The following is a 20521-nucleotide window of genomic DNA, read 5'->3' on the forward strand; positions in this document are numbered from 1 at the left end:
TCGATGACCGACCCACTCGCTCAACCCGTATCCAATACGGACGACACGGAAGACCGCGAAGCCGGTTTCTCGCTGCTGGAAATCATGATCGCCGTGGTCATCATCGGCATCATGGGCACGATCGTGCTGCTCAATGTCCTGCCCGCGCAGGACCAGGCCATGGTCCAGAAGGCGCGCACCGATATCGCCACGCTGGAACAGGCGCTGGATGCCTATCGCATGGATATGCGGGAATACCCGTCCTCCGAGGCCGGACTGAATGCCCTGGTGACCCCGCCGCGCGAGGCCGATGCGTCGCGCTTTCGCGAGGGCGGCTATATCCGTCGCCTGCAGGATGATCCCTGGGGCAATCCCTATCAATATGTCTATCCGGGCCAAAATGGCATGATCGACATCTTCTCCCTTGGCCGTGATGGCCGTGAGGGCGGGGAAGGCCTGGATGCGGATATCGGAAACTGGCAGGGCTGATGCAGTCCGGGTCGAGATATCGCGACCGCGAGGCGGGCCTGTCGCTGATCGAAATCCTCGTCGGGGTCTCGATCATGGCGACGGTCGCGCTGGCGGTAACGCTGTCCCTGCGGCCCGAGCGTACGCCCCTGCAGGCGGCGTCCGATGCGCTGGCCGCGCGTCTGCAGACGGCGAGCCAGGAAGCCATCATCTCCGGCCAGCCGGTCGGTCTGGTGATCGAGGAATTCGGGCGCCGCTATGCCTTCTATCGCTATGTCGACCAGCGCTGGTGGCCGCTCTCGGACCACCCGGCCCTGCGCGCCCGCCTTTTGCCGGAGACCCTGCGGCTGCAGGTGCGGGACGGGATGATGATCGCCCGGACCGACACCGATGAGACCGCCATCCCGGTCATCTGGTTCGACCCGGCCGGTCTCACGGAACCCTTCGCGCTGAGCCTTGAAGGCGAGGCGGGCCGGGTCGAGCTGGCCTGGCAGGTTGATGGTGCACTCATCCGGCGGGTGGGGCTCTAGATGTCCGCCCCGCGCTCCGATACCGGGTTCTCCCTGATCGAGATGATGGTCGCCCTGGCCGTGGTGGCCATTGCCGGTCTGGCCCTGATGACTCTGACCCAGGTCACGACCCGCAATACCGACGCGGTCGAGCGCCGGGCCCTGGCAGCCCTGGCGGCGGAGAACCTGCTGAACACAGAATGGCTCCGTGCCGGCGTGCCGCAGGGCCGCTCCGGGCGCTATGAGCTGGGCGGGATCAGCTATGACTGGCGCACGCGAACCGCGCCGACCGGTGAGCCGGGTCTTGTGCGCGTCGAAATCGAACTCACCGAAAGCGGCGGCGAGCAGGTCCTCGCCCGCCTCGACACGTTTCGCCGGGTGACGCCGTGATGTCCCCGCTCGCTCCGACATCACCGCCCGCCGAGGCCGGTTTTTCGCTGACCGAAGTCCTGGTTTCGGTCTTCATCTTCGCCGTGATCGGCACGATCTCGGTCAGTCTGATGTCGGCCAGCCTGGCGGCGCAGGAGCAAAATGGTGACGTCCTCGCCGATGCCACGCGGCTGGATACGGCGCGGACGCTGATGCGCGAGGATGTCGGCCAGCTGGTGCGCCGTCCGGTGCGCGACGCAGAGGGTCGCTCGCTGCGCGCGGTCTTTGCCGGCGATGCGGACGGGCTGGATGTCGCCCGCGATGGCGAGCGTGTCATCCTCAGCTTCACCCGGCGCGGCCGGGCCAATCCGGGCCATCTCCAGCCGCGCTCGAGCCTGGCCCGGGTCGACTGGCTGCTGCGCGAGGGCGATCTGGTCCGCCGCGTCTGGCGCTATCCGGATGGTGCGGCTGTAGGTGAGGCCATCGAGCGCGTGCTGGTCGGTGATATCGCCGAGGTCGAGCTGGACTTTCTGGTCGGCGCGGCCTGGTCGCGCCGTATCAGCGTGGTCGCCGGGCAGGGCGAGCAGGCTTTCCCGCGTGCGGTGCGCCTGCGTTATCAAGACGCCCGCCTGGGCGCGATGGAGCATATCCTTCTGACCCCGGAGGCGGGCGAATGAGGGGCGCCTGGTTGAAATCCGCCGACACCGAGCGCGGCGCCTCCCTGATCAGCGCGCTCCTTCTGGTCGCGGTCATGGCCTCGATGGCGATGATGCTGGCGGGCGAGTTGCGAACCTCCCTGCGCCGGTCGGCCAATATGGAGGTGCGGGACCAGGCCTATTGGTATGCCATGGGCGCGCGGGAATTTGCCGGCGGCCTGATCGGCACCGCAATGCAGGACCCCGAACAGGCCTTGCGGCCCGACGCCGCCTGGTTGCGCGAGGCCCGCACTTTCCCGATTGAGCGCGGGGCGCTGAGCGGGCGCATTTCCGACGGCAATAATTGTTTCAATATCAATGGCCTGGTTGTGTCAGACGGGCAGGGTGGTCTGGTCGCGGACGAGATCCAGCGGCGCCGCTTTGAGCGCTTGATGCGCGCGCTGGGCCTGCCCTCCGCCGAGGCCGGCCGCCTTGCCGCCGAAGCCACGGACTGGATCGACAGCGATAGCCGTCCGCTGCCGGGCGGCGGCGAGGACGCGGTCTATGCCGATCGCCCGCTCGTCTACCGCACCGGCAATACGTTGATGGCCGAGCGCGAGGAATTGCTGGCGCTGGCCTCGATGACCCCGGCGTTTTATCGCCAGCTGGCGCCGCATGTGTGCGCGCGCCCGGTCGCGGCGCCGGTTCCGCTCAATATCAACACAATGCAGACCGAGGACTGGCCGCTTCTGGTCGCCCTGTTCGATGGTGCGCTGGGGCGGGTCGCGGCAGAAGGCGTCCTGCTCGCCCGGCCGGCTGCCGGCTTTGCCGATATCGAGGCGTTCTGGGCGCTTGAAGCGATTGCCGAGCTTGAGGTCGATGCCGCCCGGCGTCCGGCCATCGGGCTGGAAACCCGCTATTTCGAGGTCGCTGTGGATGTCCGCCATGACGGGCAGGCCTGGCGTCTCGACACCCTGTTTGAATGGACGGGCGGCGTCATGCCAACGCGCCTGTCCCAGCGTTATGGAAGTATCGGATGAGCCAGGACCTGATCCTGAAACCGGGCCCGCAGGACAGTGTGGCCTGGTCGATTGTTGACCGCGAAGCGGGCCAGCGCCTGCGCGACGGGCGCCTGTCGGCTGAAGAGGCTGCGCTGCCGGCGGATGTGGCGGCGGGGGTTACGCGCACGCTTGTCCTGCTGCCGTCCGAGGCGCTGCATGTGTCCCGGCTTGCCCTGTCGGCCCGCTCCGAACAACAGGCGCGGCAGGCCGCGCCCTATATGATCGAGGATGAGCTGGCTTCACGCCTCGACGAGACGCAGGTCTGCCCTGGACCGCGCGAGGCGGACGGGCAGCGCTGGGTGGTCGCCGCGGGGGTCGACCAGGTCGAGGCCTGGCGCTCACGCCTGATGCCGCTGATCCAGCGTCCCGCTTTCCTCGTCCCGGACAGTTTCGCTGCCGCCGAACCCGGCGCAGCGCTGACGCTGTATGATCGCGGCGATGCCATCCTCTTTGCCCATGATCCGGACGGAGCGGGCGAGGCGCCCAAGCCGCTGGCCGGGGCTATGGATGCCGCCCTGTTCGGATCGGTCATCCAACCGCTCGTCGAAGCCGCCGGGACGGGCGAGATCGCGGTGTCGCGTTCGCTGGGCCTGACCGGCGCGAATTTCCGTTCGATCGGCCAGGGTGAGCTGGACCTGCGGGCTTCGGCCTTGCCGGCCGAACGCTTGGCCGGCCTGCCGCGCCTGTTCGGTGAAAGCCTGGTTTCGACGCTCGACCTGTCCGCTCTGATCCGCCCCCTGCGGCGCCCGCTGGCCATGGCGGCGGCCCTGTTGGTCGGCTTCGGTCTGCTCCTGGGTGGCGAGACGGTTTATTACCGTCTGCAGGCGGATCGCTTCGAGGCGGCGACACTCGCCGTCTTCCGCCATGCCCGTCCGGATTTCGGGCGGCCGGTGATTGCGGCGGAAGCCGAACGTCTCCTGCGCGACCAGGCCAATGCCCTGGCCGGCGATGACGAGTCCGTCTTCCTGCAATTGCTGGCGGCGCTGGATGCGTTGACGGAAGAGGCGGAGACCGTGCGGGTGGATCATGTCCGTTTCGATCCGGTGCGCGGCACGCTGTCGGTCGGCGCGACCTATTCCGACTTTTCCGATTTTGACCAACTCAATGATCGCGCCGACGCGCTTGGCCTGCAGCTGGAGGATGGCGGTGCGCGCGAGGGCACGGCCGGGATTGAGGGTGAGTTTGTGGTGAGGCTGTCATGAGTGCGATCGGAACCTCCCTTGGGGCCTGGTGGACCGGGCTGACCCTGCGTGAGCAGATCATGCTGGGGCTGGCCGCAGGGTTGGTCATCATCCTGTTGGGGATGGTGTTGATCGTCCGGCCACTCACCGCGGCCCATGAACGTGCACGCGATGACTATGCGGCCTCCATGCGGCTGTACCGGTCGGTCGAGGCACATGCCGAAACCGTGCAGCGCCTGGCCGCCGAGCAACCGGTCAGTGCGGCGCCGACCCAGTCCTTGCGGGCGGTGGTCGGATCACTGGCCCTGCAGCATGACCTCGCCCTGGCGCGCATGGTGCCCGGCGAGGATGGCCGTCTGACCGTCAATCTCGACAATGCCGACACCACGGCCGTCCTGGCCTGGCTGGTCGCCCTGGAACAGCGTCACGGCATCCAGCTTGGCGCCTCGACCCTCGACCGGGAGGCGGATGGCTTCGTCTCGGCCTCCTTCGTCCTGTCGCGAGGTGGGCGGTGATGGCGGGTCGTATTGCCCTGGTGCTCGGCCTGCTTCTGGTCTGGCTGATCGCCCTGATGCCGCTCAAGGCTGTGGCCCTGGCGGCGGGAGGCAGTCAGGCGCTGGGCTATCGCGATGTCTTCGGCACGATCTGGCAGGGCCGGGCTTATGGTCTCGAGGTCAATGGTGTGCCGGTGCGGGAGGTGGCGGTCTCGCTGGACCCGCTGGCCTTGCTGACCGGTCAGCTGGGCGGGGCGTGGCAGATCGCGGATACCCGGCTGCGCGGTACCGGGCATGTGCGACTGGGCCGCGAGCGGATGGTGTTCGAGCAGACGGATCTGACCGTGACGCTGGATCGGCTCGGTCTCGATCGTCTGCCGGGGCTGACGCGCGATGCCCCCATCTTTGCCCGTATTGACCGCATCGAGCTGCGTGATGGCGCCTGCTTGGAAGCGTCCGGGATTGCGCAAAGTCGAGCCCTGGTCTCGCTCGCCAGCCTGTCAGACCGGACCGGTCCAGCGCTCAGTGGCACATTCTCCTGTGATGGTGATCAGCTTGCTCTGGATTGGGGCGGCGCTGTTGAGGGGCTTGATGTCGCCGGACGGGTCGTTTTCGGTGACGCGGCCTTTGACTGGACCGCGACCGTGGAAACAGACTGGCCCGACCTCGCTGACGCGCTTGCCCTGTCCGGCATGACACGCGACCGTGGTGTGTGGCGCGCGAGCGGGCGGGAAAACTATGCGGCGGGCGTGGACGGCTGACCGGTCGTCTCACAGGACCGGGTAGAGGCCGGGTCCGTAGGCGCGGTGCAGCCAGCCGATCAGAAAGCCCAGTGCGAGCCAGGGACCGAAAGGCCAGGGCTGGCTGGTGTCGGGCAGGCGGCGGCGGACAAGTGCGGTCACGCCAATAAAGGCCAGCGCGCCCAGGGTGCCGCTCAACACAATCAGCGGCAGAAGCCAGCCGCCACACCAGGCTCCGGCTGCGCCCATCAGCTTGGCATCGCCACGCCCCAGCCCGTCGCGGCCGCGCAGGCGGCGATAGCCGATCTCGAGGGTGACGAAACTGCCATAGCCCAGCGCTGCGCCGATGAGCGATGTCCAGGGCGTACCAAGGGAAATCGCGTTGAGGGCGACACCTGCGGCGATCAATGGCAGGGTCAGCCAGTCGGGCAGGCGGAAGCTGCGCGCATCGATCCAGGCCAGCGCTGCGAGGGCGATGACGAGGGTGGCTGTTGCCAGGTGAATGTGAATCATTCCCGTCCTGTCACAAAAGTGTAATACGCATGAGCCACAAGGTCGGGGCTCAACAAGGGGTAGACACAATGACAGACGCCGCGCTGGCGCTCCACGCTGAAAATGTCCGGATGACATTCGGTGAGACCAAGGCGCTCGACGATGTGAGCCTGGATGTCAAGCCGGGTGAAATGGTCGCGCTGATCGGTCCGTCCGGGTCCGGCAAGTCTACCCTGCTGCGGGTCGCCGCTGCCTTGCAGGTCGCTGATGAGGCCAGCGGGCCCGTCTCTGTCATGGGCCGGACCATGCAGAAGCGTGGCAAGCTGTCCAAGGGTGTTCAGCGGAACCGGATCAAGCTGGGCTTCATCTTCCAGCAATTCAATCTGGTTGGTCGTCTCTCCCTGTTCCAGAACGTGCTGGTCGGCGCGCTCGGTCGCCTGCCGACCTGGCGCGGCGTGCTCGGTATCTTTCCCAATGACGTCAAGCAGACGGCGATGGATGCGTTGACCCGCGTTGGCGTCGACAGTTTCGCGGCGCGCCGGGCCTCCAACCTCTCCGGTGGCCAGCAGCAGCGCGGCGCCATCGCCCGGGCGCTGGTCCAGGGCGCGGAAGTGCTGTTCGCCGACGAACCGATTGCCTCGCTCGACCCGGTCTCCGCCCGCAAGGTGATGGAGACGCTGCGTGAGCTCAATCTGGACGACAAGCTGACCGTGGTGGTCACCCTGCACCAGGTCGACTACGCCCAGCGTTTCTGCGACCGCATCGTTGCGCTCAACAAGGGCCGTATCGTCTATGACGGTCCCGCCCGCGAGCTGAAGCGCGACAAGCTGATCGAGATTTACGGCCCCGAATTCGAAGCCGCCTTCGAAGGGGGAGAAGCGTGATGAGACCCGTCTTGACCCAACCCTTCCGCAGCCTCGCCAAGGCCTGCCTCCTGCTCGCCGCCCTGACCCTGAGCGCCTGTTCAGGCTCCGTCGACCAGCCGCGCTCCTCGACCGGCGCGTCCAGCAATGCCGCGGCCCCGGGCGAAGAGCGCCGGGTGCTCAATTTCGGCATTATCGCTACTGAATCCTCCTCGACCCAGGAGACCAATTGGCGGCCCTTCATCGAAGCCATGTCCGAATGGACCGGCTATGACATCCAGCCCTATTACGCCTCGGACTATGCCGGCGTGATCCAGGCCATGCGCTATGACAGCGTGCAATTTGCCTGGTTCTCCAACTTCTCCGGCCTGCAGGCCGTGCGCCGGGCCGGCGGGGAAGTCTTCGCCAAGGCGACCTATCCGGACGGATCGGAAGGCTATCATTCGGTCCTGCTGGTCCCGAGTGACAGCCCGATCCAGACCGTGGACGACATCCTGGAATGTGATCAGACCCTCGATTTCGGCATGGGCGATCCCAATTCGACCTCGGGCTATCTGGTCCCGTCGGCCTTCATTTTCGCCCCGCGCGGGATTGATCCGAGTGAGTGCTACAACTCGGTGCGCAATGCCAATCACGAGGCCAATGCGGTTGCGGTGGCCAATGACCTGATTGATGTCGGTACCAATAACACCACCAACATGATCCTGCTCGAGCGCTCGCGCCCGGACATGCATTCCCGCTTGCGCGAGATCTGGCGCTCTCCGATGATCGGCACCGATCCGATTATCTGGCGGGCTGATCTCGACATCGAAGCCAAGCAGCGCCTGCAATACTTCTTCATGAATTTCGGGCGCATGGGCACGGCTGAGGAAATTGCCGAGGCGCGGGCCATTCTCGACCCGCTCTATTTCGGTACCTTCCTGCCGGCCTCCAATGCGCATCTCGATCCGATCGTGCAGCTGGAGATCGTTCGCGATCTCACCAATGTCCGCAATGATCCGGACCTGACGGATGGGGAACGCACGACCCGCATCGCCGAGCTGGAAGCGCGCCTGGCCGAGGTCGAGGCCGGCAATACCGGTCTGACCAGCCAGGGCAATTCCTTCGAGCAGATCACCAATGAGGCGGCCGGTCAGCCGCGCGCCGAAGCCGAGGGTCCCGACTGGATCATGGGCGGTATCCTGCTGATCGTCGCCGTGGGCGGTGTGGTCATGCTGCTGTGGGCCTCCGCGCCGCGGGGTCCGGGACCGAAAGTGCCGCTGATGGAGCGCGTCGCCAATGCGGTGATCGCGGCCGGAACGATCGTCGTCCTGGTCTGGAGCTTCGATTCCGCCGACATGGACCGGTCCTATCTCCTGGTGGAGAATGCCGGCGACATGGGCGAGTTCATCGGCGGCTTCCTGCCCGACGACATTGCGGACAGCGCCTCGCGGGCGAGTTATTGGGACGCCCTGTCAAGCGGGTTGGAAGAAGCCATCCCGCAAATGGTGGTGACCGTGCAGATCGCCATCTGGGGCACGTTCATCGCGGTGGTTTCGGCCATTCCCTTCGGCCTCTTGAGTGCCCGCAATGTGGCCCCTGGCTGGGTTGTCCAGCCGGTCCGGCGGATGATGGATGTCTGCCGGTCGATCAATGAGCTGATCATTGCGCTGGTCTTCATCGCAGCCGTGGGACTGGGGCCGCTGGCCGGTGTCATGGCCCTGGCCTTCCACACTACCGGGGTGCTGGCCAAACTCTTCTCCGAGGCTGTCGAGTCGATCGATCATGGCCCGGTCGAGGGCGTCCGGGCGACCGGTGCGCGACCCATCCATGAAGTGATCTGGGCGGTGATTCCCCAGGTTGCCCCGCTGTGGACTTCCTTTGGCCTCTACCGCTTCGAGTCGAATGCGCGCTCGGCGACGGTGCTCGGCCTGATCGGCGCGGGCGGTATCGGACAGATTTTGTTCGAGGCGGTTCGCGCGTTCGACTATCAGCGCACGGCCGCGATCGTCCTGGTCATCGTCATCGCGGTCAGCCTGATCGACATGATGTCGCAATTGCTGCGCAAGCGACTGACCTGATTTTACGAGGATAATCGAAGAAAGCCCGGAGCGTTCACGTTCCGGGCTTTTTTGTGTCTGCGAAGAATTGCAACAAAGGTGTCACAGGTTTGTTGTAAATCCGTCATCGAGTCAAACTACGAGTTTTCGCGAAATAGCGAAATTGTAGCAAAAGCTTCACTCAACCGACGCCTCTTTGACACATTCTGCCTATAGCGCAGCAGATCAGAGTGGCGTCCCGATGACATCAGGAACGCCATCGTGACCCGATTTCTTCTTGCGAGCACCGTCTTGGCTGCCAGCGCTGCCCTTATCACTGCGACCACGGCATCTGCCCAGGATAGGGGCGGTTGGGAATTTGACGGCGTACCGTCCTGGTCCAATCCGGACAACGGCGACAGCTTTACCTTCCGCGGTCGTGTCTTCCTCGATTACGGCGATGTCGACTTCACCTCGAATGGTGCGCGGACGGGTTGGGCCGACAGCGAAATCCGCACCGCCCGCCTGGGCGTCACCGGCTCGATACGCGGCGTCGACTATGTCGCCGAGTTCGACTGGATCAATGAAGCCATCGGCGCCAATGACGTCTATCTGACCTTCGATGCCGATGCCTTCGACATGAAGATCGGTCACATGAAGACGACCAATTCGATCGAGGAACTCACCTCCTCGCGCTATATCACTTTCATGGAGCGCGGCCTGGGCACGGACCTGTTCGGGCTTGATCGCCGTGTCGGTGTCACGCTGGCCCGCGGCGGCGACAACTATTCGCTCAGCGCCGGCGTCTATGGCGGCCGTCCGGGCGATCTGTCCCGGTCGCTGGAGCTTGATGACAGCTCTGCCGTCTCGGCTCGCGCGACGCGGACCTTTGCCGTCAATGACGCGACCGTGCATCTCGGTGCCTCGGTCCGTCATTTGGATTATGGCGATGCCGGCACGCGCACCCGCGTCCGCCCGCAGACCCATATCACCGACCGCATCGTGACCGCCGACTTCCGTCCGGGCCGCCCGCTCGGCGAGGCCGATACCTCCTTCTTCTGGGGCCTGGAATTTGCCGCCGTGAATGGCGCTTTCCATGTCGAGGCCGAGTGGATGAACCAGACGCTCGACGGTCCGGCCGGCGACCCTGAGTTCAATGCGCAATACGTCAATTTCGCCTGGTTCCTCACCGGCGAGACGCGCAGCTATTCGGCCAGCTCCGGCAAGTTCGGTCGCACCCGTCCAACCACGACCGTCTCTGAGGGCGGGCTCGGCGCCTGGGAAGTCGCGGTTCGCCTCGACCGGGCCGATCTGGGCAGTGTCGCGGCCGGCGAGCTGACCAATCTCACCTTTGGCGTGAACTGGTATCTGGAAGACCATGTTCGCATCATGGCCAATCTCGTTGATGGCAGGCTGTCCGTTCCCGGGGCTGCTGACACCGACGTGTCGGGTGCACAACTCCGACTGCAATGGGATTTCTGATCATAGGCGGGCCAGTCCTTACGGCACCCGCATCGTTTAGTGGCAAGGAATTGAAGACATGAAACTCCACGCTCAACTCGCCGCCGCCCTCGCGGTTGTGGCTATCGCCGGAGGCGCCGAGGCGCAGCAGCGCGACCAGATCCGCATCGTCGGCTCCTCGACGGTCTTCCCCTTCTCGACCGCCGTTGCCGAGAGCTTCGGCGCCAAGACCAGCTTTTCCACCCCGGTGGTCGAATCGACCGGTTCCGGTGGCGGGCTGCGCCTGTTCTGCTCGGGCGTCGGCACCGAGCACCCGGACATCGTCAATGCCTCGCGCCGCATGCGCGGTTCGGAATATGAGCGTTGCCATGATAATGGCGTGCGCGAAATCACGGAAGTCCGCATCGGTTTTGATGGCATCGTCATCGGCGCAGCGGATCGCGGTGCTTCCGATATCGACATGACACTCGACCAGGTCTGGCTCGCCCTCGCGGCCGAGATTCCGGCCGATGAGAGCTGCTCCAGCTTTATTCCGAATCCGAACCAGCGCTGGTCGGATATCGACCCGTCCCTGCCGCGTCAGCGGATCGAGGTCTTCGGCCCGCCGCCGACCTCCGGCACGCGCGATGCCTTCGTCGAGCTGGCCCTGCAGGACGGCGCGCGCCACATCGCCTGCATGGACGAGTTGCGGGACAATGATCGGGATCGCTTCGAGCAGATCGCCAGCCGTATCCGCGAGGATGGCGCCTGGATCGATGCCGGCGAGAATGACAATGCCATTGTCCAGACCCTGGTGAATACGCCGACCGCTTTCGGTGTCTTCGGCTTCTCCTTCCTGGACCAGAATTCCGACCGTATCTCGGCTGTGAATATCGACGGTGTCGCGCCGGAATTCGAGAATATCGCCGATGGCAGCTATCCGGTTTCGCGCTCGCTCTTCTTCTATGTGAAGAACCAGCATGCCGCGATCATTCCGGGCCTGGTGGAATATATCGAGGAGTTCACCTCCGACGATGCCTGGGGCGAGTTCGGCTATCTCACCGATCGCGGCCTCATCCCGCTGCCGGACGCCGACCGCAATGCCATGCGCGACGCCGCCGTCAGCCTGACCGCGATGACGCAATCGCCGGAGTAAGGTCTCGACTTGGGTGGCAAACATGCGGGGGCGGCCAGTCGGTCGCCCCCATTTATGTGATCGGTAGACTGACCGGGGAAAGGTGCCCCCGACCTGTGTCGCCACCTGCATGGGTTCAGACGGACACCCGAGTGATACCCGCTTCAGGCTGAAGCGCGTCCGCTTTGTCCACGTGCGCATGGACCGTTTTTACCAATCGCTTCAGGGCCATTGCTGATGACGCTTTCAGGCTGTCATAGGCTTGAAACTCGTGGGGCATGTCGTCCCAAACGTCGAGTGTAATGTCCGCACGATTGGCTTTCTGTGCTTGTGCAAATTCGATGACCATGTCGCGCAGGACTTCGCGTCCACCGACTTGGAGATAGATCGGCGCGAGGCCAGCATAGTCCTGAAAAACCGGCGATAGGGCCTCGCGTCCATACTTGCCTTGCGGATCGAGCCATTCGCCGAACATCTGAGCCATCCAGCCCTGAACCAGGTCGTAGCGGTCATTGTCCCGCATGCTGGGGCTGTGATTGTCGATATCCGTCCAGGGGCAGAGCCCAACGCAAACAGCGGGCTGCGGGGCCCCATGCTTCTTGAGTGTCTGCAAGAGCATCAAGCCCATATGGCCACCGGCACTGTCGCCAATGATGGCGATTCTCTCTGGCGGGACCAAGCCCGTCAGATGGGTCCATGCAGCCAAGGCATCGTCTGCCTGGGCAGGGTGAGGGTGTTCAGGTGTCAACCGATAGTCCGGTGCGAACACGCTGGCGCCGACATGATGGGCAAGCATGGCCGCAAAGCGTCGGCTGACTTTGCCGTGGAACGCATAGCCCCCGCCATGGAAGTAAAGCAGAACCGCGTCGCTTTTCCGCTTGGCCGGATGATACCAATGGCCGGTTGGTGAGGTGCTTTCCTCGGTGGTCACGTCGTAGACATCGTCGCTTCTGGGCTCGATGCTGTCGAACAAAAGGCGACCACGTTCGATACTCATACCCGTCATGGCATCTGTGAATTGGTGCCGCACGAACCGGATGCCGGTTTCCAGGCTGATATCCCAATCTGGAGCCATTCGGCGACCTGTGGCGTGCCGGATACTGGTGGCCAGCGCAATCCGGCTCAATGTCGACAGGCTGCGCAGGCGGAGTGAGAGGGGGCCGGAGAATATGAGTTTGGACACGGGGAAACCCTTTGTATGACAATCAGCCTGTCCTACCCCCGGGCGTTCGCCGCTTTATAGAATGAATGCGACAGTGCAGGAGGCCCCTTGCAAACGACGGCAAGATTGCTGCAACCGCCGCCCCGGCTCTCGGGATGCCTGCTCGCGGCATTCTATCGTGACACCCGGGAGGCAGACCTGTCCGATGAGGACCGCATCAACTACTTCCCAGCCTCGCCCTTGGTGGCGGTGACACGAATCTTGTGCGGAGAGTTGCGCCTGTTTCCCCCGACGGGTGACTGGCGAGAGGCCGCCGCCTCACTCCCGATGCCGGTGCTCTCGGCTACGGGCCCGAAGGATACCCCGATCGCCAGCTGGTCCGCCGGGGAGGTCACTGCGTGTACTGTCAGTTTCTACTATGACGCATGGCTCAAACTGGGCGGTCGGGCCGACTTCTCCGATATCCCCGCCAGTATCGCGACCGCCATGGAGGCATTCGATCCCGAAACGAAACCGGAAAGGGGATGGGACGGGTTCTGCGACGCTTTGGCGCCAGCTTGGCAGCGCGCGCGTCCGACCAGCTGGCCAGGCTTGAGCGGGGTCGGAGATTGGGCGAGGGCTGCGCTGGCTCGGGCTGCATTCTCCAATGTCGGCCGCAGTTTGCGGTCGATCGAACGGCGCACCAAACGCGCGACGGGGCAGACACGACGATCTTTGGAATTCTACGACGCATTCGAGAACTTGCACCGGATTGTGGTCTCCCATCCGGACTCCTCGCCCGCCGAGATTGCCCAGCAGGCGGGGTATGCCGACCAGTCACACATGGGGCGCTATGTCCGCCGGGCAACCGGATTTTCGCCGGCGCGCCTAAACCGCGCGATCAAAACGCAAGAAGCCTTCTGGTGTTATCGGCTTCTGGGCGAGCGTTTTTGATCGTCGGTCGGCCGGGCCTCGTGTGGGGGAGTGTCCCAAGTCGCGATTGCAGCACCGGCACTCAGAGCCGGACCATGTCCCCTTTTGCCACCAATCGCCTCAATACAGCGCCTTGCGTTTGCGCAAGCGGCGCCAGAAGCGGCGGCGTTCCGGCTTGGGATGCGGCTTCAGGTTCTTCACGAAGTCGACGGCGCATTGACGCCAGGAATGCTTTTCCGCATGGGCGCGCGGAGCCGCCCGGTCAATCTCGAGGCAATCGAGACAGGCCTGGCGCAGATCATCATTGATGAAGCCGCCGCCGGAGCCCGGGATAATGTCCTTCGGGCCGTGGGCCGGGAAGGCCGCAACCGGTGTGCCGCAGCCCATGGCTTCCAGATTGACCAGGCCGAATGTGTCGGTCCAGCTGGGGAAGACGAAGACGTCCGCATCGGCAAACCAGCGCGCCAGCTCGTCGCCGAATTTCGGACCCGGGAAGACCGCGTCAGGATATTTTTCCTGCAATTCTGCTTTCTGGGGGCCGTCGCCGACGACGACCTTGGTGCCCGGCAGGTCGAGTTTGAGGAAGGTCTCGATATTCTTCTCGACCGCGATCCGTCCGACATTGACGAAGATCGGACGCTGCAGGCCGGCATAGACATCCTCGCCGCCGACAAAGCGTTTGTTCGGGTTGAACATCTCGATATCCACGCCGCGCGCCCAGGCGGTGAGGTTCTTGAAGCCGCGCTCGGCCAGGTCATCGCGCATGGAGGGCGTCGTCACCATCATCCGGCCGGACGCATTGTGGAACCAGCGCATGAAGGCATAGCCGGCCGCGGTCGGGATCAGCGGGATGCGGGCGTGGACATATTCGGGAAATTTGGTGTGATAGCTGGTGGTGAAGGGGAGTTTCCACTTCACGCAGATCCGCCGCGCGGCCATGCCAAGCGGGCCTTCGGTCGCGATATGGATGGCTTCCGGTTCGAATTCCTTGAAGCGCCGGGCGATGTCGCCGCGCGCACCGAGCGCCAGCTTGATCTCCGGATAGGTCGGCAACGGGAACGTCTTGTAGCCGAGCCCCGGATGGATGACTTCGACCTGGTGCCCCATGGCGCGGCATTCCTCGACCGTGCGCGAAAGCGTGCGCACGACGCCATTGACCTGCGGCTCCCAGGCGTCCGTCACCAGCATGATGCGTTGCGGCTGCTCGTCACCCTGATCGGTTTCGGCGTCGGTCTCGGGGGCCTCGGACGGCGTGTCGATTGCGTCGGTCATGGCATCCTGTATCGGGTCGGGCGCGCAAGGCGCCGGCAGTGGAAGTCGCAGTCCTGCGCGTTTAGCCGAGCCGGGCCGCAATGTCAGCCTCCAGCATACCGGCGATTGGCCCGGCATGAAGCGGCAATAGCGGTTGGGGTTCGGGCGGGTAAAAAAGCAGTGGCCGGTCGCTGGGAGACTTGCGCGCCCGGACTCGGTCGTCGAGCAAGATTTTTGTGATCGGCCCGGGCTTGCGTCGAAGCTTTTGCAATGTTTGGGTCGAAGTCGAAGGGCGTTCCCTGTTTGGTCCGCCCAAGGCATGTGAACGCCAACACAAGACAACGGAAGACTTCGCTTGCACGCGTCAAAACCCCAATCCATTGTCCGCGCTGTTCATTTGCTGAATAGGGAGTTTCAGCCATGAATGTCCAGGCTCGTGACATGATGCGATGGGATGATCTCGACTCGGCGAAATTCGCCGATGAAACGGCTGCGGTTCGCGAGCTCGTGGGCGCGACCGGGCTAGACGATGCTGCGCAGGAGCGTGTGCGCACCGCTGCAATCGCGCTGGTGAAAACCGCGCGCGAGACCACCAAGGCGCGTGGGCTCATGGACAGTTTCCTGCAGGAATTCTCCCTGTCCAATCGTGAGGGCCTTGCCCTGATGTGCCTGGCCGAAGCGCTGTTGCGCGTGCCGGATGCCCAGACGGCTGACAAGCTGATCGCGGAGAAGATTTCCGACGGGGCCTGGTCCGAGCATATGGGCCGGTCCGAGAGCTGGTTGGTCAATGCCTCCACGCTCGGCCTGATGCTGACCGGCAATATCATTGATGTCGAACCGGAAGCCCGCAAGAGCCCCGGCACCTATCTGCGCAAGCTGACCCAGAAAATGGGTGAGCCGGTGATCCGCGCCGCGGTCTTTCGCGCCATGGGAATCATGGGCGAGGAATTCGTGCTCGGTCGGACCATCAAGGAAGGCCTCAAGCGCGCGAACAAGGGGGAGGGCGAACTGTGCTCCTTCGACATGCTGGGCGAAGGCGCCCGTACGGCCAAGGATGCGGCGCGCTATCACAAACGCTATCTCGAAGCGATCGACGCGGTCGGCAAGGCCCGCATGGACGGGCCTGTCGAGCGTGTGCACGGCGTTTCGGCCAAACTCTCTGCCTTGCACCCGAAATATCTCGCGGTGAAGGAAAAGCGGATTCTCGAAGAGCTCTATCCGCTGGTCCTCGAGCAGGCCAAGGCGGCCAAGGCCTTCGATATCAGCTATTGTCTTGATGCTGAGGAGTCCGACCGGCTCGTTCTGTCGTTGAAACTTCTCGACAAATTGGCACGGGCGCCGGAGCTGGCCGGCTGGAACGGGCTGGGCCTCGCTGTGCAGGCCTATCAGAAACGCGCTCGCCGCGTCCTGGAACAGCTGGTCGAGCTGGGCCGGGCCACGGATCGGCGCTTCATGGTCCGACTGGTCAAGGGCGCCTATTGGGACAGTGAGATCAAATTCTCGCACCAGAATGGCTGGCCCGACTTCCCGGTCTGGACCACCAAGCCTGCGACCGATCTCAATTTCCTCGTCTGTGCCCGCACCATGCTGAAGGCACCGGACGCGATTTATGGCCAGTTCGCCACGCATAATGCCCACTCGCTCGCGGCTGTCCGTGAGCTGGCCCAGCAGGCGGGCGTCGAGAGTTACGAGTTCCAGCGCCTGCATGGCATGGGCGAAGCGCTCTACGCCGCCGATGCCGAGATCAATCCGGACACACCGGTGCGCGTCTATGCACCGGTCGGCAGTCATGAAGACCTGCTGCCCTATCTGGTGCGGCGCCTGCTGGAGAATGGGGCCAACACGTCTTTCGTGCACTCCTTCCTTGATCCCGAGGTGCCGGTCGAGCAGGTCGCCGGTGGTCCGTTCGAGGCCGCCGAGACGATCGACCGTCACCAGAAGATCGCCTTGCCGAAGGACCTCTATGGCGAGGAGCGTGACAATTCGGTCGGTCTGGATCTGGCCCAAGCCAGCGCGCGGGAGCGTGTGGCCCGGGCTTTTGAAGCCTTCAATCGCGAAGATCAGCTCATGGCGGCGCCGCTGATCGCCGGTCATGAGGTCGATGGGGCGGCCCACCAGGTCATGTCGCCGGTCGACATGTCGCGACAGGTCGGCGCCGTGGTTGATGCCTCTGTGGATGATGTGAACACGGCCTTCGATAGTGCCGTCGCGGCCCAGCCGGGCTGGGACGCGCGCGGCGGCAAGGCGCGTGGCGCCATCCTGCGCGCCATGGGTGATGCCATGGAGGCGGAGATGGATCGCTTGCTGGCGATCATGGCGATCGAAGCCGGCAAGACCCTCTCCGACGGGATCGCGGAAGTGCGTGAGGCGGTCGACTTCTGCCGCTATTATGCGGCCCAGGCGGAACGCGAGTTCGACAGCGATGTGCGACTGCCCGGCCCGGCCGGCGAGACCAATCATCTGGGCATGAAGGGGCGCGGTGTCTTCGTCACCATCAGTCCCTGGAACTTCCCGCTGGCGATCTTCGCCGGACAGGTCGCGGCCGCGCTGGCGGCCGGCAATACGGTGCTGGCCAAACCGGCCGAGCAGACGCCCCTGATCGCGTTTGAAGCGGTGAAGATGTTCCACAAGGCCGGCCTGCCGGCGGATGTGCTGCATCTGCTGCCGGGACGCGGGGAAATCGTTGGTGCTGCGCTGACCACGGATCCGCGGACAGCCGGCGTGGCCTTTACCGGCTCGACGGAAGTGGCCCGCCTGATCAACCGCTCCCTGGCCGCCCGCGAAACCGCCATCGCGCCGCTGGTTGCCGAAACCGGCGGCCTCAACGGCATGTTCGTGGATACAACGGCGCTCAAGGAGCAGGTCATTGATGACGCGCTCCAGTCGGCCTTCGGTTCGGCCGGTCAGCGCTGTTCGGCGCTGCGCGTCATCTTCCTCCCGGAAGACACGGCGGATGAGATCATCGAGGGGCTGGCCGGTGGCATGGACGAGCTTCAGGTCGGCGACCCGTCGGATCCGGCCACCGATGTTGGCCCGGTGATCGACAATGAAGCGCGCGAGATCCTGCTGCGCCATGTCGAGCGCATGGAGGCGGGCGCCAAGGTGATCAAGCAGATCGATGTCGGCGAGAAATTCGACAGCGGCTTCTTCTTCGGACCCACACTCGTGGAACTGCCTTCGCTCGACCTGCTCGAGCGGGAAGTGTTCGGACCGATTCTTCACGTTGTGCGTTACAAGCGGAAGGAATTGTCAGCGATTGCGTCCGAGCTCGCGGCCAAGGGATATGGTCTCACCCTGGGCGTTCATTCGCGGCTCTCATCTTTCCACAGGCAAATTCAGTCGCTGGTCCCGGCGGGCAATATCTACGTCAACCGGAACATGGTCGGGGCCGTTGTCGGGGTCCAGCCATTCGGCGGAGAGGGCTTGTCTGGCACGGGTCCCAAGGCGGGTGGCCCGCACTATCTGCACCGCTTTGCCGGCGAGCGGACGGTGACGATCAACATCGCCGCCCAGGGTGGCGACCCGGAATTGCTGAACCTCGACTAGGCTCAGGGTTAACGGCTGTTAATCCTTGATTGACGCGGAGATGCGCCCCGTTAACGATGTGTGACGGGGCGCATTTCTTATTAGCGGTCTGTTAACTAAAAAATCCGCTCAAGGACCATTCTCCCCGTTGACCAGTGCCCCGGCTTTGATCCACTATATGTTGGGTCGGCTGGCGACAGCGACACACTATACAGATTTTCAAACGACCTTCTGGGTTGGTTCGGTGCGCCGCATTGGGGCGGGCGCAACAGGGAATTTTTGCCTCGGGCTTGGGGAGTAGACTAACCATGACGCCATTGGATACAGCCGCGAACACGGCACTGGAATCCGCCCAGCAAACGGTTTCAACGACCCGCCGCGGCAAACCCAAATCGGCCAAGGGCGAGACCACGCATCTGCGCGTGGTCGAGAGCGTCAAGATCGACCGGTCGCGCGATGCGCTGCTGACCGAGTTCGGCAAGAAGACGCTTGAAGACCGCTATCTCCTGCCCGGTGAAAGCTATCAGGACATGTTCGCCCGCGTGGCGACGGCCTATGCGGACAATACCGAGCACGCCCAACGTCTCTATGACTATATCTCCCGCCTGTGGTTCATGCCGGCGACACCCGTCCTGTCCAATGGCGGCGCCGATCGCGGCCTGCCAATCTCCTGCTTCCTCAATTCGGTTGGCGACAGCCTCGACGACATTGTCGGCACCTGGACCGAGAATGTCTGGCTCGCCTCCAATGGCGGCGGCATCGGCACGTATTGGGGCGATGTTCGTTCGATCGGCGAGAAGATCGGCGAGATCGGCCAGACCTCCGGCATCATTCCCTTCATCCGCGTGATGGATAGCCTGACCCTCGCGATTTCGCAGGGCTCGCTGCGCCGCGGCTCGGCCGCCGTCTATCTCGACATCCACCACCCGGAAATCGAGGAATTCCTCGAGATCCGCAAACCGTCGGGCGACTTCAACCGCAAGTCCCTGAACCTGCATCACGGTCTCAACATCTCCGACGCCTTCATGGAAGCCGTGCGTGATGATGCCGAGTTCGAGCTGAAATCGCCGAAATCGGGCGAAGTGGTGAAGACGGTCAATGCCCGCAAGCTGTGGCAGAAAATCATCGAACTGCGCCTGCAGACCGGCGAGCCCTACATCATCTATTCCGACACGGTGAACCGCGCCCTGCCGGCCCACCAGCGCAAGCTGGGTCTCAAGGTCCGCCAGTCCAATCTGTGCGCCGAGATCATGCTGCCCACCGGTTTCGATCAGAACGGCAAGGAGCGCACGGCGGTGTGCTGCCTGTCCTCGCTCAATGCCGAAAAATATCTCGAATGGAAGGACGAGCCGGATTTCATCGAGGACATCTACCGTTTCCTCGACAATGTCCTGCAGGACTTCATCGACCGCGCGCCGGCGGAAATGGACCGTGCCGTCTATTCCGCGATCCAGGAGCGCTCGGTGGGCCTGGGCCTGATGGGCATGCACACCTTCCTGCAGAAAATGAATGCGCCGTTTGAGAGCGCCATGGCCAAGTCCTGGAACCTCAAGCTTTTCAAGCATATCCGCACGGCGGCCGATGCTGCGTCGGTGAAGTTGGCCGAAGAGCGTGGCGCCTGCCCGGATGCCGAAGCCTCCGGCGTGAAAGCGCGCTTCTCGCACAAGCTGGCGATCGCGCCGACGGCGTCGATCTCGATCATTTGCGGCGGTGTCTCGGCCGGCATCGAGCCGATCCCGGCCAATGTCTACACGCACAAGACCCTGTCCGGTTCGACCACGGTCAAGAACCCGCAGCTGGAAGCCGCCCTGGAAGAAAAGGGCATGAATACGCCGGGCATCTGGGCCTCCATCCTCGAGCATGAGGGCTCGGTCCAGCATCTCGATTGCCTGGACGAGCACGAAAAGGCGCTGTTCCGCACTGCCTTCGAGATCGACCAGCGCTGGGTGATCGAGCATGCCGCCGATCGCACGCCCTATATCTGCCAGTCGCAATCGCTGAACATTTTCCTGCCCGGCGACGTCAACAAGTGGGACCTCCACATGCTGCATTGGTCGGCCTGGGAGAAGGGCGTGAAATCGCTCTACTACTGCCGCTCCAAATCGATCCAGCGGGCGGCCTATGCCGGTTCGGAAAAGAAGGCCGACGCCGAAGTCTCGATGGCCGACGCAGCCCCGACCGATTACGAGGAATGCCTCGCCTGCCAGTAGGCACAGCCAGATCGACCGGTTCGACCGAGGGGGTAGGACCGGCCGGAAAAGGGGCGCGGCAAGGCGCCCCTTTTTTG

At 64.0% G+C, this 20521-nt stretch carries 18 protein-coding genes; 15 read left to right on the forward strand and 3 right to left on the reverse strand.

The window, feature by feature from the left end; genetic code table 11:
* Window positions 1–3 precede the first annotated feature (3 nt).
* Genes gspG through gspN form a run of 8 tightly spaced genes read left to right on the forward strand, consistent with a single transcriptional unit; the run spans window position 4 to window position 5457 of the window.
* Window positions 4–468: a type II secretion system major pseudopilin GspG gene (gene gspG / locus Q0X62_RS01140; RefSeq protein WP_297730708.1), complete on the forward strand. Its 465-nt coding sequence runs from the start codon at window positions 4–6 to the stop codon at window positions 466–468.
* The gene (locus Q0X62_RS01145) at window positions 468–977 is read left to right on the forward strand and encodes a GspH/FimT family pseudopilin (protein ID WP_297730710.1); all 510 of its coding nucleotides are present in this window, start codon (window positions 468–470) and stop codon (window positions 975–977) included. Before gspG ends, Q0X62_RS01145 begins: the two co-directional genes overlap by 1 nt.
* Complete coding sequence (gspI, locus tag Q0X62_RS01150) at window positions 978–1346, forward strand: type II secretion system minor pseudopilin GspI (protein WP_297730712.1); 369 nt, start codon at window positions 978–980, stop codon at window positions 1344–1346.
* The gene (gspJ, locus tag Q0X62_RS01155) at window positions 1346–2002 is read left to right on the forward strand and encodes a type II secretion system minor pseudopilin GspJ (RefSeq protein WP_297730714.1); all 657 of its coding nucleotides are present in this window, start codon (window positions 1346–1348) and stop codon (window positions 2000–2002) included. Before gspI ends, gspJ begins: the two co-directional genes overlap by 1 nt.
* Before the next feature lie 11 nt (window positions 2003–2013).
* Entirely contained in the window at window positions 2014–3000 is a 987-nt protein-coding gene (gene gspK / locus Q0X62_RS01160; protein WP_297730716.1) for a type II secretion system minor pseudopilin GspK, read from the forward strand.
* Complete coding sequence (gene gspL, locus Q0X62_RS01165; RefSeq protein WP_297730718.1) at window positions 2997–4223, forward strand: type II secretion system protein GspL; 1227 nt, start codon at window positions 2997–2999, stop codon at window positions 4221–4223. Before gspK ends, gspL begins: the two co-directional genes overlap by 4 nt.
* The gene (locus Q0X62_RS01170; RefSeq protein ID WP_297730720.1) at window positions 4220–4717 is read left to right on the forward strand and encodes a type II secretion system protein M; all 498 of its coding nucleotides are present in this window, start codon (window positions 4220–4222) and stop codon (window positions 4715–4717) included. The genes gspL and Q0X62_RS01170 overlap by 4 nt, the downstream gene beginning before the upstream one ends.
* A complete protein-coding gene (gspN, locus tag Q0X62_RS01175; RefSeq protein ID WP_297730722.1) occupies window positions 4717–5457 on the forward strand; it encodes a type II secretion system protein N in 741 nt (246 codons plus the stop codon). Before Q0X62_RS01170 ends, gspN begins: the two co-directional genes overlap by 1 nt.
* A 9-nt stretch (window positions 5458–5466) precedes the next feature.
* Here gspN and Q0X62_RS01180 read toward each other — a convergent pair whose 3' ends face one another.
* The gene (locus tag Q0X62_RS01180) at window positions 5467–5949 is read right to left on the reverse strand and encodes an A24 family peptidase (RefSeq protein WP_297730724.1); all 483 of its coding nucleotides are present in this window, start codon (window positions 5947–5949) and stop codon (window positions 5467–5469) included.
* 68 nt (window positions 5950–6017) lie between these two features.
* Here Q0X62_RS01180 and phnC point away from each other — a divergent pair, with 68 nt between their 5' ends.
* The 4 genes from phnC to Q0X62_RS01200 all read left to right on the forward strand — a co-directional run bounded on the left by phnC (window position 6018) and on the right by Q0X62_RS01200 (window position 11405).
* Entirely contained in the window at window positions 6018–6812 is a 795-nt protein-coding gene (phnC, locus tag Q0X62_RS01185) for a phosphonate ABC transporter ATP-binding protein (protein ID WP_297730726.1), read from the forward strand.
* The gene (gene phnE / locus Q0X62_RS01190) at window positions 6812–8851 is read left to right on the forward strand and encodes a phosphonate ABC transporter, permease protein PhnE (RefSeq protein WP_297730728.1); all 2040 of its coding nucleotides are present in this window, start codon (window positions 6812–6814) and stop codon (window positions 8849–8851) included. Before phnC ends, phnE begins: the two co-directional genes overlap by 1 nt.
* Window positions 8852–9091: 240 nt before the next feature.
* The gene (locus Q0X62_RS01195; protein ID WP_297730730.1) at window positions 9092–10291 is read left to right on the forward strand and encodes a porin; all 1200 of its coding nucleotides are present in this window, start codon (window positions 9092–9094) and stop codon (window positions 10289–10291) included.
* Window positions 10292–10349: 58 nt separating this feature from the next.
* Window positions 10350–11405: a substrate-binding domain-containing protein gene (locus Q0X62_RS01200; RefSeq protein WP_297730732.1), complete on the forward strand. Its 1056-nt coding sequence runs from the start codon at window positions 10350–10352 to the stop codon at window positions 11403–11405.
* Between the two features lie 115 nt (window positions 11406–11520).
* Here the strand turns inward: Q0X62_RS01200 and Q0X62_RS01205 are convergent, their stop codons facing one another.
* Entirely contained in the window at window positions 11521–12567 is a 1047-nt protein-coding gene (locus Q0X62_RS01205) for an alpha/beta hydrolase (protein ID WP_297730734.1), read from the reverse strand.
* A gap of 87 nt (window positions 12568–12654) precedes the next feature.
* Here Q0X62_RS01205 and Q0X62_RS01210 point away from each other — a divergent pair, with 87 nt between their 5' ends.
* Complete coding sequence (locus Q0X62_RS01210) at window positions 12655–13479, forward strand: helix-turn-helix domain-containing protein (protein ID WP_297730736.1); 825 nt, start codon at window positions 12655–12657, stop codon at window positions 13477–13479.
* A 99-nt stretch (window positions 13480–13578) separates the two neighbouring features.
* On the opposite strand, the gene Q0X62_RS01215 is transcribed toward Q0X62_RS01210, so the two are convergent.
* Entirely contained in the window at window positions 13579–14646 is a 1068-nt protein-coding gene (locus Q0X62_RS01215) for a glycosyltransferase family 1 protein (RefSeq protein WP_366946085.1), read from the reverse strand.
* Between the two features lie 483 nt (window positions 14647–15129).
* Between Q0X62_RS01215 and putA the strand changes: the two genes are divergently transcribed.
* Together putA and Q0X62_RS01225 are read left to right on the forward strand one after the other, a co-directional pair.
* Window positions 15130–18255: a bifunctional proline dehydrogenase/L-glutamate gamma-semialdehyde dehydrogenase PutA gene (gene putA, locus Q0X62_RS01220; protein WP_297730739.1), complete on the forward strand. Its 3126-nt coding sequence runs from the start codon at window positions 15130–15132 to the stop codon at window positions 18253–18255.
* A gap of 287 nt (window positions 18256–18542) precedes the next feature.
* Window positions 18543–20444: a ribonucleoside-diphosphate reductase subunit alpha gene (locus tag Q0X62_RS01225; protein WP_297730740.1), complete on the forward strand. Its 1902-nt coding sequence runs from the start codon at window positions 18543–18545 to the stop codon at window positions 20442–20444.
* The last annotated feature ends 77 nt before the right edge of the window (window positions 20445–20521 follow it).

It is taken from the genome of uncultured Maricaulis sp. (assembly GCF_947259345.1).
In the GTDB taxonomy this organism is placed as follows: domain Bacteria; phylum Pseudomonadota; class Alphaproteobacteria; order Caulobacterales; family Maricaulaceae; genus Maricaulis.

Bases quoted from the DNA above. Each gene is read 5' to 3' on its own strand.
- gspG (WP_297730708.1), top strand. From the start codon at position 4: ATGACCGACCCACTCGCTCAACCCGTATCCAATACGGACGACACGGAA.
- Q0X62_RS01145 (WP_297730710.1), top strand. From the start codon at position 468: ATGCAGTCCGGGTCGAGATATCGCGACCGCGAGGCGGGCCTGTCGCTG.
- gspI (WP_297730712.1), top strand. From the start codon at position 978: ATGTCCGCCCCGCGCTCCGATACCGGGTTCTCCCTGATCGAGATGATG.
- gspJ (WP_297730714.1), top strand. From the start codon at position 1,346: ATGTCCCCGCTCGCTCCGACATCACCGCCCGCCGAGGCCGGTTTTTCG.
- gspL (WP_297730718.1), top strand. From the start codon at position 2,997: ATGAGCCAGGACCTGATCCTGAAACCGGGCCCGCAGGACAGTGTGGCC.
- Q0X62_RS01170 (WP_297730720.1), top strand. From the start codon at position 4,220: ATGAGTGCGATCGGAACCTCCCTTGGGGCCTGGTGGACCGGGCTGACC.
- gspN (WP_297730722.1), top strand. From the start codon at position 4,717: ATGGCGGGTCGTATTGCCCTGGTGCTCGGCCTGCTTCTGGTCTGGCTG.
- Q0X62_RS01180 (WP_297730724.1), bottom strand. From the start codon at position 5,949: ATGATTCACATTCACCTGGCAACAGCCACCCTCGTCATCGCCCTCGCA.
- phnC (WP_297730726.1), top strand. From the start codon at position 6,018: ATGACAGACGCCGCGCTGGCGCTCCACGCTGAAAATGTCCGGATGACA.
- phnE (WP_297730728.1), top strand. From the start codon at position 6,812: ATGAGACCCGTCTTGACCCAACCCTTCCGCAGCCTCGCCAAGGCCTGC.
- Q0X62_RS01200 (WP_297730732.1), top strand. From the start codon at position 10,350: ATGAAACTCCACGCTCAACTCGCCGCCGCCCTCGCGGTTGTGGCTATC.
- Q0X62_RS01215 (WP_366946085.1), bottom strand. From the start codon at position 14,646: ATGCTGGTGACGGACGCCTGGGAGCCGCAGGTCAATGGCGTCGTGCGC.
- putA (WP_297730739.1), top strand. From the start codon at position 15,130: ATGAATGTCCAGGCTCGTGACATGATGCGATGGGATGATCTCGACTCG.
- Q0X62_RS01225 (WP_297730740.1), top strand. From the start codon at position 18,543: ATGACGCCATTGGATACAGCCGCGAACACGGCACTGGAATCCGCCCAG.